At 40.6% G+C, this 14,381-nt stretch carries 17 protein-coding genes, 1 tRNA gene and 1 pseudogene; 4 read left to right on the top strand and 15 right to left on the bottom strand.

All coding sequences use genetic code 11. The annotated features are described in order from the left end of the window. Positions 1–9: 9 nt before the first annotated feature. From QLH32_RS05330 to QLH32_RS05300, 7 genes are all read right to left on the bottom strand, one after another. The gene (locus QLH32_RS05330; protein WP_283268522.1) at positions 10–294 is read right to left on the bottom strand and encodes a DUF2523 family protein; all 285 of its coding nucleotides are present in this window, start codon (positions 292–294) and stop codon (positions 10–12) included. Continuing rightward, positions 294–1,748: a virulence factor TspB C-terminal domain-related protein gene (locus QLH32_RS05325; RefSeq protein WP_283268521.1), complete on the bottom strand. Its 1,455-nt coding sequence runs from the start codon at positions 1,746–1,748 to the stop codon at positions 294–296. The genes QLH32_RS05330 and QLH32_RS05325 overlap by 1 nt, the downstream gene beginning before the upstream one ends. A 75-nt stretch (positions 1,749–1,823) precedes the next feature. Beyond that, the gene (locus QLH32_RS05320; RefSeq protein ID WP_283268519.1) at positions 1,824–2,066 is read right to left on the bottom strand and encodes a major capsid protein; all 243 of its coding nucleotides are present in this window, start codon (positions 2,064–2,066) and stop codon (positions 1,824–1,826) included. Between the two features lie 312 nt (positions 2,067–2,378). Then, positions 2,379–2,696 (bottom strand): hypothetical protein, encoded by a 318-nt coding sequence (locus QLH32_RS05315; RefSeq protein ID WP_283268517.1) that lies wholly within the window; start codon positions 2,694–2,696, stop codon positions 2,379–2,381. After that, the gene (locus tag QLH32_RS05310; RefSeq protein WP_283268516.1) at positions 2,686–4,185 is read right to left on the bottom strand and encodes a replication initiation factor domain-containing protein; all 1,500 of its coding nucleotides are present in this window, start codon (positions 4,183–4,185) and stop codon (positions 2,686–2,688) included. Before QLH32_RS05310 ends, QLH32_RS05315 begins: the two co-directional genes overlap by 11 nt. Further along, complete coding sequence (locus tag QLH32_RS05305) at positions 4,182–4,352, bottom strand: hypothetical protein (RefSeq protein WP_283268515.1); 171 nt, start codon at positions 4,350–4,352, stop codon at positions 4,182–4,184. The genes QLH32_RS05310 and QLH32_RS05305 overlap by 4 nt, the downstream gene beginning before the upstream one ends. Beyond that, positions 4,349–4,621, bottom strand: a complete 273-nt coding sequence (locus tag QLH32_RS05300) for a hypothetical protein (RefSeq protein WP_283268513.1) — start codon at positions 4,619–4,621, stop codon at positions 4,349–4,351. The genes QLH32_RS05305 and QLH32_RS05300 overlap by 4 nt, the downstream gene beginning before the upstream one ends. Positions 4,622–4,844: 223 nt before the next feature. On the opposite strand from QLH32_RS05300, the pseudogene QLH32_RS05295 reads away from it, so the two are divergent. Beyond that, positions 4,845–5,282 (top strand): annotated as a pseudogene (locus tag QLH32_RS05295) (DUF2726 domain-containing protein); the annotation flags it as partial. A gap of 373 nt (positions 5,283–5,655) precedes the next feature. Here the strand turns inward: QLH32_RS05295 and QLH32_RS05290 are convergent. The 3 genes from QLH32_RS05290 to pyrC all read right to left on the bottom strand — a co-directional run bounded on the left by QLH32_RS05290 (position 5,656) and on the right by pyrC (position 7,435). Beyond that, positions 5,656–5,731, bottom strand: a tRNA-Glu gene (locus QLH32_RS05290). Positions 5,732–5,750: 19 nt separating this feature from the next. After that, positions 5,751–6,416, bottom strand: a complete 666-nt coding sequence (gene rnt, locus QLH32_RS05285; RefSeq protein WP_283268511.1) for a ribonuclease T — start codon at positions 6,414–6,416, stop codon at positions 5,751–5,753. Beyond that, complete coding sequence (gene pyrC / locus QLH32_RS05280; RefSeq protein WP_283268510.1) at positions 6,401–7,435, bottom strand: dihydroorotase; 1,035 nt, start codon at positions 7,433–7,435, stop codon at positions 6,401–6,403. Before pyrC ends, rnt begins: the two co-directional genes overlap by 16 nt. 162 nt (positions 7,436–7,597) lie before the next feature. Between pyrC and QLH32_RS05275 the strand changes: the two genes are divergently transcribed. Next, complete coding sequence (locus QLH32_RS05275) at positions 7,598–8,860, top strand: diguanylate cyclase (RefSeq protein ID WP_279959215.1); 1,263 nt, start codon at positions 7,598–7,600, stop codon at positions 8,858–8,860. Between the two features lie 72 nt (positions 8,861–8,932). Here the strand turns inward: QLH32_RS05275 and QLH32_RS05270 are convergent, their stop codons facing one another. After that, positions 8,933–10,138, bottom strand: coding sequence for a L,D-transpeptidase family protein (locus tag QLH32_RS05270; protein ID WP_283268509.1), 1,206 nt, complete (start codon positions 10,136–10,138; stop codon positions 8,933–8,935). Between the two features lie 201 nt (positions 10,139–10,339). Here QLH32_RS05270 and hemE point away from each other — a divergent pair, with 201 nt between their 5' ends. Beyond that, the gene (gene hemE / locus QLH32_RS05265; RefSeq protein ID WP_283268508.1) at positions 10,340–11,413 is read left to right on the top strand and encodes a uroporphyrinogen decarboxylase; all 1,074 of its coding nucleotides are present in this window, start codon (positions 10,340–10,342) and stop codon (positions 11,411–11,413) included. A 44-nt stretch (positions 11,414–11,457) separates the two neighbouring features. After that, complete coding sequence (locus QLH32_RS05260) at positions 11,458–12,252, top strand: DUF817 domain-containing protein (RefSeq protein WP_283268507.1); 795 nt, start codon at positions 11,458–11,460, stop codon at positions 12,250–12,252. Between the two features lie 210 nt (positions 12,253–12,462). On the opposite strand, the gene QLH32_RS05255 is transcribed toward QLH32_RS05260, so the two are convergent. The 4 genes from QLH32_RS05255 to QLH32_RS05240 are packed head-to-tail and all read right to left on the bottom strand — an operon-like array spanning position 12,463 to position 14,364. After that, positions 12,463–13,587 carry a phage integrase Arm DNA-binding domain-containing protein gene (locus QLH32_RS05255; RefSeq protein WP_283268506.1) on the bottom strand — a complete coding sequence of 375 codons (1,125 nt, stop codon included), beginning with the start codon at positions 13,585–13,587 and terminating at the stop codon, positions 12,463–12,465. A 2-nt stretch (positions 13,588–13,589) separates the two neighbouring features. Continuing rightward, positions 13,590–13,820 (bottom strand): hypothetical protein, encoded by a 231-nt coding sequence (locus tag QLH32_RS05250; RefSeq protein WP_283268504.1) that lies wholly within the window; start codon positions 13,818–13,820, stop codon positions 13,590–13,592. A 1-nt stretch (position 13,821) separates the two neighbouring features. Beyond that, entirely contained in the window at positions 13,822–14,052 is a 231-nt protein-coding gene (locus QLH32_RS05245; RefSeq protein WP_283268503.1) for a helix-turn-helix domain-containing protein, read from the bottom strand. Between the two features lie 9 nt (positions 14,053–14,061). Further along, on the bottom strand, positions 14,062–14,364 hold the full coding sequence (locus QLH32_RS05240; protein WP_283268502.1) for a hypothetical protein: 303 nt from the start codon (positions 14,362–14,364) through the stop codon (positions 14,062–14,064). Between the last annotated feature and the right edge of the window lie 17 nt (positions 14,365–14,381).

Here is a 14,381-nt window from a genome sequence, read left to right as displayed (position 1 = left end):
GCAAACGGCTCAGGCGGTTATTTTTCTTAGACCTATTTTGCTTGCTTCAATAAATGCACGTGCCATCAATGCACCAATCAAAATTGATATAGCGACATCCGCACCCGAAAGACCTAAAAACATAATTGCTGATGAGCCAGCAAAGCTCATTCCTGATAGTGCTTTGTTGATATATGTATCAATTAAAGTTTGAATCATCTGACTTGAAAGCAAGGCCAAACCAGCACCGATTAAAATTCGCTTTAATGCACTACCGAGCAAGAGACCTAACAACCACCACAGTACTTTCAACATTATTCAGAACTCCCACGACTCAAGCCCATCAAAATGTAAGCTCCAATTAGATAAGCAATTGCAATAACGAAAGGGCGAATCATTGACATAAATTGACAAAGAGGCTGATATGAAAATCCTAGATTTTGGGATTGCCCCATAAAGTTGACTGTAAATTGTTCATCAGCAGGGCAGCCATTCACAAACTGGATTCTTTGACTTTCATTAAGTGGAATTTGTTCCTGATCTACAGAGACATTGCCATCTTCATTAGATGGATTATTAGGATCAGATGGATCACTTGTATTTGACTGATCTTTATACCAATCAATAAATTCTAAAATCTTGTCAAAGAAATCTTTATTCTGATCTAAATCTTTTTCTTGATTGCCAACCACGTTAGATGCAGCCTTATCCATGACTGCATAGAATTCTTGATCTTGTTGCATTTTCTGAGCAGCAAGATCAATGTCGTTAGTGATCTGATCGTTCATGAGCTGCTGATGTTCTATGTTTGCAACTTTCCAGTCTATGTACCACTCACAGACAATGTTCGCCCAGTCGCAGAAAACAGGCAGTTCAGGAAACTGGTCGGTTGGTTCAGTTGAACTGTCATAATTTCTTAAAAACTCACGAACATCTTCATAGAACTGGAGATTGTTAATGTTCGCGTTTTCGATTCTATCGTTTGTTAAATCTATCTTTTCTTTTATGTCATCCAGATTCTCTTTTGAATCCAAGCCTATTCTCTTTAATTCCTCTCGATCTAAATTGGCTTTTTCTTCATTTGCTGCATAGTCATTTGACCATTGCTGCCATTCTTCATGCCATTGACACATAATTGAAGCCCATTCACAAAATGGAGGCCATTCAGAATCAGGATCATCGGGCTGATCAGGTGGTGGAGTTATACAACGGCCATTAACTTTAGTTTGACCAGCAGGACATTTATCATCATCCGCAGCAGCACATATTCCATTTTTATCAAGCATCTGACCGATAGGACATTGTTTCTGTTTACATTGTCCATTTACAAGAACTTGACCTACAGGACATTTCTTTGGTTGACATTTACCATTAATTTTTTCATAACCAGCAGGGCATTTATCATTACAGTTCGGATCATATGCAGAGTTTGGACTCTTAAAAATCTGAAAATTTTGACGACCGTAAGCAGGAGGCTGCTCAAGAACACAATAAGAATAGCTATCAGAAACATTAGTACCGTGATAAATCCAGTCAGTAGAAGCAATTTGGCGACATAGAGCTTCAGGATCATCGTTAGTAAAATTACCGAAAGTCCATTTATATTGAGGTGGACAAGAATCAGGTTCTTCCCAGCTTCCAGATGCACCACCGCCACCAAATTGTCCACCGCCACCAGTATAAGCAAATGATAAAGATGAAAAGCAAAGCAGTATCAAGACCGCAGCATAATTAATAAAGCGAGTACAAATATTATTACGATTAGCCATGACATTACTTTTCCCCATGTTTAAATTTAAAAAGGACGCTTTTTAAACGTCCTTTTGTGAACGCTATTAACCGAATTACATCGCTCGACGAATAAGCTTCCAGCCTTTGATACCAACCAAAATCAGCAAAATTGCAGCACCAATAGCAGCAATTGGAGCAGCTAGTCCTGAAATCTCAGAAACGATTGGAGCCGTATCAATTTCAGCACGTGCAGCACTTGCCAGAACCATTACACCCACACCAGTGGCAACAGGTAAGAAACGACTGGTTTTGGTTTTTTGAGTGTTTTCCATCACTTCAACGTTTTTTAGATTCATGAGAATCTCCTTATTTAAGTAATGACCCAATTTTTTTAACGCCCCATGCAGCAATAAGCACAAGTGCTATAGCGACACAGAGTTGCCCCGCTTGAGTCGAAGTTATATCGGGCAATCCCAAAAAGCCTACCTGTACCCATTCGAGACATTGATTGTTCTGATCGATTGCAGCACATTGGTAAGCCATGTTTATTCCTTAACCATTGCAACGTGGCAAATGGATTTTTAAAAACTGGTAATGAAAATACGATCCACATTTAGGACATTCGGCTTGGTTATCACCGTTCATAAATACGTATTTCATAAAATAGCCTAAGCAGTTTTCGGAGCCATAGAAGACGTTGAAGCCGACTTTTGTGGAACAAGGTCAAGAAGCACCAGAGCAGATGTTTTGCCGTTCGATACTTGTTCCATAACCACGTCAGCTATAAGAGGAAATTCACAATCCTTGATTTTCTGAAAATTGGCAGACGTGCCCCACTTGATTGATTCGCCAACTTCACCAACGAAGTTATCGCCCTCTTGAAGATCGGCTTTATAGAAAACCTGTGTTGAATCATATGGACGGCCCTGAAATTCACCTTTTGATGACTTAGCCCCAAGTACAACCATCGTTGATTTAAATTGCATGGATAAACTCCTGATATGCTGAATAGTTGAGTAGTGGCACACCCTCAAACAAAGGCGTGTCAGTAATCGTTTTGTTTTTGATTGGTTCACCGATTCGCAAAGCTTGCATAACGGCAACATGAGAAAAATTAAGACGTTTTGGTACAACGTCCTTGTCTGAAGAGATCAGATTTAATAAATCTGCATCGTTGATAAATTTGCGGAATTGACGAATATATTTCCCAAATTGATGCTTGAGAATCTCTAAAGCCTTGTCCACATTAATATTGGCTTGCTTCTCAATGAGTTCGCATTTTTCAGGTGCAACGAAGTCATTAAGCTGATTCGCAAGAATCTCAAGAGCAGGGTATGCACCCTTAAAATACGTACAGGGGGAAAGTAGGATATCCAACGGCAAGTAACGGTCCACCGACTTCAACTCGAGTTCAGCCCGTGTCCACAGGCTTAAGGAATCACCTTCCTTTTTACCCCGTTCATAAAAACGGAGAAATTTAGAGCTTGAACGGTTGCCAATTGTCATGGTACGGCCCTTGCCGTTAATTCGCTTCCAGTCACCTAAGCAGTTAATTTCCGAATTACGACCACCGCACCAAAACAGGTTTTGGGTATCCCATTCATAGGCTTGATCCACAGAAACCCATTCGCTTTCAAAGTCATCAAAGGCAATGTCTACACGGTTTAATTTTGGGGATTTCGCCTGTAATTTTAAGAACTTATAAAGTTGTTCATTCCAACCCTTGCGAGCAAGGGCACAGCCTGTACCGTTAATCTGAACAGTAATCCGCTTATTATTATGACCGTATAAAATCAGACCTAAATTGTCCTGTAAATCATAGCCATACTTGTTGAAATGCATTCCTTTTTCACGTTTACGGGCAATGCCGAAACCGAATATTTCAAAGAGTAATTGATCAAGCCATGTTTCAATCGCGTCACCAACAGACGCTTCAACCTGCTCAGGTTGCAGACCAACATATTTATCGCCAAAGGTACTTTGACAAAAGCTAAATGTGACCCAGTCAAGACCACAAATCGAATTGTCCACTGGGACAGCACGGAGGACGGGCACAACGCCCTGCGGAGTGGAAATTAATTTGTAGTTATCCAAGTTTCTTGGAAAAGCATAAGATTCGGACGATGGAATGCTAAAGTCTTGAGAATAGCTACTATCCGCTACCCCTATATTATAAAAAGGGGTGCTATCCTGCGTGTTTTGCGCATGTTTGGCGATTTTTTGTACAAATATTTCCTGAATAGATGTTTCAGCAGCTTTAGGTCGTTTTTCTGGTTTTGAGTCAAAAGCAGCAAGCTTGTTTTTAACAATGCCATCGAGCAGGTTTTTAAGTGTTTGACCGTCAGCAAGTGAAATATCACCAAATGCAGAATGAGCATGAATATCATCAAAAATAGATTTTTGACGATCAAAGATTTCAACCAAGGAAAGGGCAGAGTTATCCAACTCTAATATTTGAGCCATCAAAGCATTCATTGAACTTCCCCATCTTTTTCTAATTCAGCAATTACAAGTAGTAATTTTTTTTCAATCATCCGAATCGTAGAACGATCGATAAATTCAGAACCCTCAAGAGTTAAATATCTCAAATCTAAATTAATGATTTCATGAAGTTGTTTTGATAACTCAAGAGACGATTTCATTGATCATCTCCAAATGCCTCAATCAATTCAGAATTTGATTGCTTGTAGAGACATGCATAGGCATCAATTTTGGTTGCATCGTATGACCAATCCTGTGCAACAGCAGCAAGATGGAACAGACATTTTTCGGCAGAAATGGCAGGGGTGAGGGCTTCAAGACATGGCTGGGCATGGTCAGAAACGATTTTAGCCACCTGATCAAAAGCAGCTTGTATGAAATCTGATCTTGTTTTAAATGTAAGCTCTTGATTCATTTTTGCTTCATTCATGACTTAGCCCTCATGTGCAAATCATCTAAATGAAAGTAATAAGCAGCGACATGCGAACAATGTAAATTGCAAAGCGCTTGACCTTTTGATCTATAAAAATTAATTAGGCCTAGACGAAACAGCCGATCTGAAATAGGAAAGTGTTCAGTCATGACTTAGCCCCTTGTTTACATTTCTATAAAAACTTCCCTTACAATGTGTCTTTTGATATGGGGAGGTTTTGATGACTTGGATAATTGTTTTAATCGTTATATTCGCAATTGTTGGCATGGTTTTAGGCGGTGCAAACAAAGGCAAAAAAGGAGGGAAGCGCAACCCAATCAAGGGTAAACGCATCATCACCATGAACGAACAGCCAACATTTTTAAGATTGAGAGAAGCATTGCCTGAACATATTGTTCTGGCACAAGTTGCATTTAGTGCATTTATGACAGCAAGCGGGTATACAACACGTAATCTATTCAATCGAAAAGTGGCTGACTTTGTTGTGTTAGACAAACAGTTCAACATTGTTGCCATTGTTGAACTGGATGATTCTTCACATAAAGGCAAAGAGGATAAAGATGCAGATAGGGATGCCTTAATTGCAGAAGCAGGTTTTAGGGTGATTCGATATAAGCGAACCCCTGATCTGGAACAAGTAAGAATTGACTTCAACATCTAAACCTCCAAGGCTTGGCTAATGCCAAGCCTTTTCTTTTTACACAACTTCCCAAAAATGGGAAGTACGGAGTAAAAAAAATCTTCTACAATGTGGGAAGAACTATACTTCCCCAATTAGGGAAAAATCAAGAGGTGAGAAAATGCTCAAAGACATCATCGAATTGAATAAAGTACGCTTTGGGAGCTATGAAAAACTAGCTTGGGAATTAGGTGTAACACCTTCAAATGTGTCTGACTGGAAAGCAGGACGCAAAAAGCCAAATGCAGTACAAGTAATGCAAATGGCTGACTTTATTGGATATGATAAGTACCATGTGCTCTGCTTAGTCATGGAAGAAATCGACACGAAGAATGCAGAGCTATGGAAAAAATGGCGTCCCTACGGGGATTCGAACCCCGGTTACCGCCGTGAAAGGGCGATGTCCTAGGCCTCTAGACGATAGGGACTTCTTGAGGTGGGTGTATATTAGGGTTCTGTCACCAAAGTGTCAAGAAGATGGGGTGATAGTTTGTTCAAAATATAACAAAACAGTTCAGCCGTCTTTTGGGTATCGTATAGGGCGGAATGTGCCTCCTTACCATCAAACTCAATCCCTGCCTGAATACACGCCCGCGCCAAGACAGTCTGACCAAACATGACCGCACTGAGGGTTACGGTATCAAACACAGAGAAGCTATGAAAAGGATTCTGGTTCTTTGTTCCAGTACGGGCAATTGCCGCCTGCAAGAAACCTAAATCAAAATGGGCATTGTGTCCGACCAAAACAGCATGGGTACAGTGCTGTGCCTTGCGAACCTCGTTCAATGATTTAAAAATACGTTTTAATGCACCACGTTCGTCTTCTGCCATCGCTACACGCATGGGGTTAAATGGATCAATCCCAATAAAATCTAAAGAACGGCGGTCAAGGTTCGCTCCCTCAAAAGGATTGATATGGGCATGGAATGATGGTCCAGGAATAAATTGCCCTTGTTCATCATAGACAATTGGAATACATGCGATTTCCAGAAGTGCATCGGTTTGTGCATTAAAACCTGCTGTCTCCACATCAACAACAACAGGTAGGAATCCACGAAAACGCTGGGCAATTACAGGGGCTTTACTTTCTGCTTGTGTCACACTTTTCTCCATTGCAGTGTTTTTCCTGCATGAAGTGGAATAATTTTCTGACCATCAAGATAGTCAAATGATTCAGCTACGGTATTTTCTTCCTTGACCAGCGTGATGGTAGAGGTATTGCGTGGCAAACCATAGAAGTCAGCACCGAATATGCTGGCAAAACCCTCTAGGCGCTCTAATTTACCCACTTGGTCAAATGCCTGAGCATACAATTCAATCGCATTTGGCGCACTATAACAACCTGCACAACCACAGGCATTTTCCTTGGCATTTTGTGCATGAGGTGCACTGTCTGTCCCTAGGAAGAATTTTGGATTACCGCTGGTTGCAACTTCCAGTAATGTGGTTTGATGAGTTTGACGCTTTAAAATCGGCAGGCAGTAAAAATGTGGCTTGACCCCGCCAACCAACATATCATTACGGTTAAACAATAAATGTTGTGGAGTGATGGTCGCGGCAACATTGCGATCCTGCTCAAGCACAAAATTGGCTGCATCGCTGGTGGTGATGTGTTCCAATACCACCTTTAATTTTGGAAACTGTTTTAGGAGGGGGGAGAGGATTTCATCAAGGAAACGTTTTTCACGGTCAAAAATGTCAACATGGTTGTGGGTCACTTCACCATGTAATAGTAAAGGCACCTGATGTTCTTCAAGCTGTTCAATTACCGCATACACCTTACGGATATCGCTGACACCATTGTCCGAATTTGTGGTGGCACCAGCAGGATAAAGCTTGATGGCATTCACAAATTCAGAGTCTTTAATTTTACGAACTTCGTCTGGAGGGGTATGATCAGTAAAATACAGCACCATACGTGGATCGAAATTGATTCCCTCTGGCACATGGGCAAGAATACGCTCGCGGTATGCTAAAGCTTCTTCTACAGTTTTGACTGGTGGAACAAGGTTCGGCATACAAATCGCGCGTGCAAATTGTTTTGCCAAATCAGGTACAGTGCGTTTTAGGGCTAAACCATCACGCAAGTGTGCGTGCCAATCATCTGGTTGTAAAAGTGTAAGAGTATTCAAGGCGTACTTCAAACTTAAAAATAATACAAATAATAATGCATATAGTGTGAAAATGGTAACTACAATTACGGATAAGTGGTTAACCAAAGCACATGACAAAATGCGATTTTGTGTTATTTTTATGCGGCATAAGAATAGTGCATTATAAAAAGAGTATTGAGGATGGATAACCAGTATGATCTTGATCAATTACGGAGGTCAAAAGAAGATCTAGAGCAGCTTGTTGCCCAGCATTTTAAATCAAATAACCAGCAGACCCTACTCCCTAAAAAGTTGGAAGATGAGTTTTGGGCATTCAATATTGACCGAACACGTGTCAATGCCATTCAGTTTTTTGGTCAGGGTGTGATTACCTATACCATTTTTGTACTGTTGATCTTACCCTCCAATTATTTTGTTCTTCGTGAAAGCCCACATTTTGTTCTCGATTTTATCTACAGCATTTTAAGCTTAATTGTTGTGGGGGCCGCACTGTTTTTATTCTGGGCCTTTTCCCGTTTTAGAAACCTAAGAATTTTCTTTTATCCAGCCGCCTGCACGATTGTTTTTTTTACCATTGTACTGACTTCATTGTTGATGATTGGCGTCTCTAATGTGGTGTTGCAGAATCAGGCAATGGTGCTGGTTGCTTTCTTATACATGCTGGGCTTTATCCTGAGTGGTATCAAACCCTTGCATATGCTGTGGATCGGTTCTTTCGCGGCAATTGTTACCCTGTTTTTTCTTTATTTTTTAAATATTCCCTATGACCTTTTGATGATAGGTCGGACCTTTATTGGAAGCCTGCTCCTCGGTTTTTCCATCAGTGTAATGCTGACTTCTAAAGAGCGACGGATTTTTATAAAATCAAAAATATCTGAGATTGATGAGAAAATCTTACGCTTACAAGCCTCCGAACTGCTCCATCTAAGTCAGCATGATGAACTGACCAATGTGTCGAATCGTCGTACTTTTGAGGAGATGTTTACCCATTACTATAACTTGGCATGTAAGGAAAGCACGTCGTTATCTGTGCTGTTTATTGATATTGATTATTTTAAAAACTACAACGATTTTTATGGTCATCAGATGGGTGATCAGGTGATTTCTGAAATCGCGAAAACCATAAAAAGTTCGATTCGCCATATGGATTTTATTGCACGTTATGGGGGAGAGGAGTTTGTGGTGCTGTTACCTGAGACTTCTGCCCAAGGTGCCTATGCGGTTGCAACCAATATTTACCGCGCCATTGACCGATTAATGATTGTACATGAGAAATCACTGGTCTCTAATTATGTCACCATTAGTTTGGGCATTACGGTTTTTAATGGTAATCCTAAAATCAGTCAGGATTTCCTGATTCAGACTGCGGACAAGGCATTATATCGGGCCAAGCAGTTAGGTCGTAATCAAATCTATTATCAACCATTGCCTATTGTTGAATAAAACTTGGCGATTAAAAAAACCGAATATTAGTGAATAATATTCGGTTTTAATTTACTTGGAATAACCCTGAAATTATTCAAGGAATTTTACGGTTACACCTGAACGGACTTTATTCCCCAAGTCATTGGCATCCCAGTTGGTTAAACGGATACAACCATGTGAGGCGGTCTTGGAAATTAATGATGGGTTTGGCGTACCATGAATACCAAATGATTTTTTACTCAAACCAATCCAGATATTGCCCACAGGTGCGTTGGGACCAGGTGGCAAGGTCAGTGGCTTAAGGTTTTTCCCCTGAACAAAGTTCGATGGTGAGTAGCTGTAGTATGGGTTTTTCGCAACACCTACCACTTTATAGGTACCTGTTGGAGAAGGTGTGTCAGAACTACCAATTGTCGCAGGAAATGATGCAATCATCTGGTTACGGCTATTAAACAGATAAAGCTGTTTTGCGCCTTTATGTGCCACGATTAAATGGATGTCTTCAGGCAAGTCGTTACGCACATTGGCAACAACGATTTTTTCACCTGGTTTTTTGAATGTTGCGGTTGGGTTGAGCTGTCTCAGGAATTTTTCATCCATGTGAAACTTTTCACCGAGCATTTCTGTCACACGTGTGTAGTAAAGGCCTTTCATTTTGGCTTGCAGCGCATAATCTGATGGGATTGAGTCTGCATAAGGGCCCTTAAAATCAGCATCGGTTGTGGTGTATTCAACATAGGCTGGTTTGGTTTGCTGGGAAACCAGTGCATCCCATGTTTCCTTGGTGAGCTCACCTGTTGGGGTGATGCCATTCATTTGCTGGAATGACGCAATCGCTTTCAGCGTGTTTTTACCATTGGCGCCATCAATCGCACCTGGTGATGCATGTGCATTGTTCAACATGACATGGGCACGTGCATAGGCAGGGTATTGGCCTTTCGGCATATTTTCAGACCACTCGGCATTATTAAGTGAGTCTAGATTCCAGCCTGTAGGCACTGATTTAGATGTTGCTGCTGAATCTGGAGCCTTTTCCAGATTCTGGGAAACAGTTGAGGCGGCATTATTGGGTTGTGGTTCAGAAGCCGCCGCCTGTGTGTCTGCCTGTGGTTCTGAGGCTGCCTGCGCGACCGAACTTGAAGATGACGCAACATCAATTGCTAAAGGATCAATTGGATCTTCAACTGAGGTTGAAATTTTTTTGGGATTTAAAGGTTGCTCAGTTGTAGGTGCAGCTAAAGCAACATTGATAAGAATAGAACTTAAACTCACAGCGAGTAATGAGCGAACAAACATGCAATTTAACCTTAAGAATTATTCATATTGAGATATAAGATATTACAAGTATTACAGAAAATAATTACGCTTGCAGTAGCAGTTTTGTGTCAAAGCGAAATTTTTATTTTAAAGGTGTAATGTTTGTATGGAATTGAAATTATAAATTCCAGGCTAACTTTGTTATGATGCGTTCCACATGAAAGAATTTAGAGATTGGTAATGACAACGTTGAAAAATGATCGTTTTTTACGAGCTTTATTACGTGAACCTGTAGACACCACACCTGTATGGATGATGCGTCAGGCAGGACGTTATTTACCAGAATACCGAGAAACCCGTGCGCAGGCGGGGGATTTCTTATCTCTATGTAAAAATACAGAATTTGCCTGTGAAGTCACTTTGCAACCTTTACGCCGTTACGAACTGGATGCCGCAATTCTATTTTCTGATATTTTAACCATCCCTGATGCACTGGGGTTGGGATTGTATTTTGAGGCGGGGGAAGGCCCAAAGTTTCATAAAACAGTACGCACTGAACAAGATGTCGCGAATCTACCGAAACTCAATGCCAAGTCTGACCTGGCCTATGTCATGAATGCCGTTTCAGCCATTCGATCTGCTTTAGGCGGGCAAGTGCCTTTAATCGGTTTTTCTGGAAGCCCGTGGACTTTAGCGACCTATATGGTGGAAGGCGGTTCCAGCAAGGAGTTCCGCTTTACCAAGAATATGATGTATGCACAGCCAGAAGTTCTACATGCCTTGCTTGATCATTTAGCAGATTCAGTGATTGATTATCTCAATGCACAGATTGATGCGGGTGCACAGGCCATCCAGATTTTTGATAGCTGGGGCGGGGCGCTGGCACATCGGGAATATGTTGAATTTTCATTGAACTATATGACCAAAATCATTGCTGGGCTTCAGCGTGAAAAAGATGGTCGCCGTATTCCGATTATTGTCTTTACCAAAGGTGGTGGTCAATGGTTGGAAGCAATGCTGACAACAGGTGCAGATGCATTTGGACTGGACTGGACAACGCCACTTTATACTGCAAGAGATGTGGTTGCTGGACGAGCCGCCTTGCAGGGGAATCTTGATCCAGCTACGCTTTATGGTTCGACGGCATCCATTGAAAAAGCAGTTAAAGCCATGCTGGATGATGCCTATCGCAATGGTGAAAAAACAGGTTATATCGCTAATTTAGGGCATGGTATTACCCAATGGGTCGATCCAGCCCAACCAAAGATTTTTGTGGATACCGTACATGAATATAGCGCGAAATATCTAGGCTGATATTTAAAAGGTATTTCAAGGCTAAACCAGCTAGGATCAGTTTCGTGCAGTTGATTGTATTACCACTCAATTTTATCAGTAGGGCAGCTTCGGCTGCCTTATTTGGATTGCTGCTTTTAATTGCTTTTGCAATGACTGCACCGATGGGAAGCCAGGAATATTACGGTTTTTACCGTTATGACTATTTGTTGTTTTATGCGCTGATTATCCAGATTTGCCTGCTGTATTTAAAACTTGAATCCTGGGATGAAGCCAAGGTCATTGCCTTATTCCATATTATGGCGATGGGGATGGAGATTTTTCTGACTCATCCTGCGATTGCATCATGGCAATATCCTCAGCCTGCAATATTCAAGTTGCTGACGGTGCCACTATTTGCGGGTTTTATGTATTCGGCTGTAGGCAGCTTTTTTGCAAGGTCACTCCGCCTGTATCAGGTGTCTTTTGAAAATCTCCCCCAGTTTGGCAATATGTTGTGCCTGGCAGTTTTGTCTTATTTAAATTTCATGACCAAATTCTTTATTCCTGATATTCGTATGGGATTATTTATCTGGAGTGTGGTGATTTTCTGGAAAACAAAATTATATTTTCAACTCGCCCAACATCGTTTCAAGGTTCCTATGCTGCCGATTTTGCTGATACTCGCATTCCTGATCTGGATTGCTGAGAATATCAGTACTTTCTATAAAATCTGGCTTTATCCAAGTCAGGTTGATGCATGGCATATGGTCGGCTGGGGGAAACTGGGTTCCTGGTATTTACTGTTATTGTTAAGCTTGGTTCTGGTCTTAAAAATACTGGGTGAGCGTGATCAAAATGGGACTTGGCACTTGCATTAGGCAAGAATGCTTCATCTGTTCCCAACGATTTCTGATTGATTCATCTTTGTTATGAATATTTCAGAAATATGAAAAAAGTATATGTATCTATATGATATTTATAGCCTTTATAGTGCTAAAAATGATGAAATATATAGCACAAATCGAACATATAGAATATATAGAAAACAAATACTTACTGATAGGTTTTGCAGTAAGTATTTGAGTCATTTAAGCAAATGGGAGTTTAATACCCACGTCTACATCATTCCAGATTATTTCATGGCCACTTGCATATTTATCTGTCATTGCTGGCGTGGTATGTCCAGCTAATGCCTGGGCACTCCTACCAGCTTTCTTATGAAGAAAAATTGATAATGCGCGTATTTCGTGGAACGTTGGCAACTGTTTTGCTGTATATGTTGGGTATGCTTGGGATTTCACCACAGCATATTTAAACTTATTACTGAGATGTGTTGGATGAATTTGGGTCCAATGCTCCTTAGGTGTTTTGTTTCGTCTACCTCGTTTATCTGGAATTTTCCGAATAATAAAGGGGCTAACCAGATTATCAGCTTTGCATCGTTCTAAAACTTTTTGCAGTTCAGCATCAATTTTAATCCGAATATAACCAGCACCCTCTAAAATCTCAAAATCATCCTCAGGGTCATCTGTGGTTTTTTCCTGGGCAACATGCAGATAACCATCATAAATATCTGTCCATTTAAGGTTAAGAATATCTATGCGGCGCTGTGTAGTCAGCATTGATATATCAATCGCATTTTGCAGCCACGGATCGCACATATCACGAACTTTCTTTAAGCCCTCAAGTGTATGTCGTTTACGTTGTTTGGTGGTGTGCTTGGTGATTGTAGCCCGTGCTGGATTATCTTCACGTAGACCCTTGCTGATCGCTAAATCAAAAATTTCATTCAGTAGGCTACGGCAGCTTTTTCCTGTGCTTGGTGGAAAATCATCAAGTAGCTGATTAACCATCAAGAGGGTTATTTCATCAATACCTATGTTTGGCCATCTATCTTTCAATCGCTCAATATTGAATTTATACATCCGTTTTGAGTTGCTGGCGATCGGACGTCCATCTTTACGTCTTTTATTTTCTAAATAATCGTCAGCAAATTTAGCAAAGCTTATGGTTCCTATCACCTTACCCACAAGGTCAGTTCTTGGGATGAGTAAATCATTCAGTTTTCTGGCCGCATTTATGGCATTATTTTTATCATTGCCAAAATTGGTAAACTTGCCAGTGACAGGGTGGCGGTATCTCCAAGTTTTACCCTCACCTCGATAGAGGTTTGCGGGTAAATCCTTGTTTTTTTTGTTACGTGGACGAGCCATTATTAGCCTCTAAGAACTTTATCAACGAGGTCATTACCAGTCTGTTTTTGGTAAATATCCCAATTTATATACCAGGTGCCTCTTTTACCATCTTCTGCGCCATGTAATTCGGCTGGCAATTTACCGTTACGGCATTTACGGGTAATAGTTTGAGAAGCTGGGGGAGTGGCGCCAGCCTCCTTGCTACCATAAACACGCTTAATGAATTCTGATACGTTAATTAAACAAGACACATCACACCTCACATGGCTTTCTTGTTTTAGCCAACACTCTTGCTCTTTGCCCCAGCTTGGTTCTACTCATTCCGATTAATTCAGCCGCAGCCCTTTGATTACCTTTTGTTTTAATCAAGGCCTTTTCAATCAACACATTTTCAAGATGCTGAACTAGACTTTTAGTGACATTCACACCACTTAATATGGCTTTATCAATGTCAGATTCACGTAATACGATGCTATTATTCATATCAGCACCTTAAATATTCATAAATAAAACAGGCTGACAACCAGTATCTTTAATGGCCGCATCTTTATAATGTTGGTAATAACTACTTATGTAGTCCTCACCAGTATCGTCATTAATAAAATCACGAATTTTATGAACATCCTCAGATGATAGGTCATACACAAAAAGACCATTTAAAAACTGTTCTTTAGATGTTTCTGTTTCACCATAATTTTCAATGTAATATTGATAAACATCTTCTTTTGTTTTTGCTGCATATATGGCTTCATCACAGTTTTCAATTAGTTGATAGCCATTTATTTGAAAATCCATAACACTCTCCTACAACC

The organism is Acinetobacter corruptisaponis (assembly GCF_030053775.1).
GTDB classification, from domain to species: domain Bacteria; phylum Pseudomonadota; class Gammaproteobacteria; order Pseudomonadales; family Moraxellaceae; genus Acinetobacter; species Acinetobacter corruptisaponis.
Note: the sequence above shows the minus strand (reverse complement) of the source record. Positions and strands in the feature narration are given on the sequence as shown.

Coding starts and splice junctions, on each gene's coding strand:
- QLH32_RS05270 (WP_283268509.1), bottom strand. CDS start 10,138: ATGTTTGTTCGCTCATTACTCGCTGTGAGTTTAAGTTCTATTCTTATC.
- hemE (WP_283268508.1), top strand. CDS start 10,340: ATGACAACGTTGAAAAATGATCGTTTTTTACGAGCTTTATTACGTGAA.
- QLH32_RS05315 (WP_283268517.1), bottom strand. CDS start 2,696: ATGCAATTTAAATCAACGATGGTTGTACTTGGGGCTAAGTCATCAAAA.
- rnt (WP_283268511.1), bottom strand. CDS start 6,416: ATGGAGAAAAGTGTGACACAAGCAGAAAGTAAAGCCCCTGTAATTGCC.
- QLH32_RS05305 (WP_283268515.1), bottom strand. CDS start 4,352: ATGAAATCGTCTCTTGAGTTATCAAAACAACTTCATGAAATCATTAAT.
- QLH32_RS05330 (WP_283268522.1), bottom strand. CDS start 294: ATGTTGAAAGTACTGTGGTGGTTGTTAGGTCTCTTGCTCGGTAGTGCA.
- QLH32_RS05240 (WP_283268502.1), bottom strand. CDS start 14,364: ATGGATTTTCAAATAAATGGCTATCAACTAATTGAAAACTGTGATGAA.
- QLH32_RS05300 (WP_283268513.1), bottom strand. CDS start 4,621: ATGAATGAAGCAAAAATGAATCAAGAGCTTACATTTAAAACAAGATCA.
- QLH32_RS05255 (WP_283268506.1), bottom strand. CDS start 13,587: ATGGCTCGTCCACGTAACAAAAAAAACAAGGATTTACCCGCAAACCTC.
- QLH32_RS05245 (WP_283268503.1), bottom strand. CDS start 14,052: ATGAATAATAGCATCGTATTACGTGAATCTGACATTGATAAAGCCATA.
- QLH32_RS05320 (WP_283268519.1), bottom strand. CDS start 2,066: ATGAATCTAAAAAACGTTGAAGTGATGGAAAACACTCAAAAAACCAAA.
- QLH32_RS05325 (WP_283268521.1), bottom strand. CDS start 1,748: ATGGCTAATCGTAATAATATTTGTACTCGCTTTATTAATTATGCTGCG.
- QLH32_RS05310 (WP_283268516.1), bottom strand. CDS start 4,185: ATGAATGCTTTGATGGCTCAAATATTAGAGTTGGATAACTCTGCCCTT.
- QLH32_RS05275 (WP_279959215.1), top strand. CDS start 7,598: ATGGATAACCAGTATGATCTTGATCAATTACGGAGGTCAAAAGAAGAT.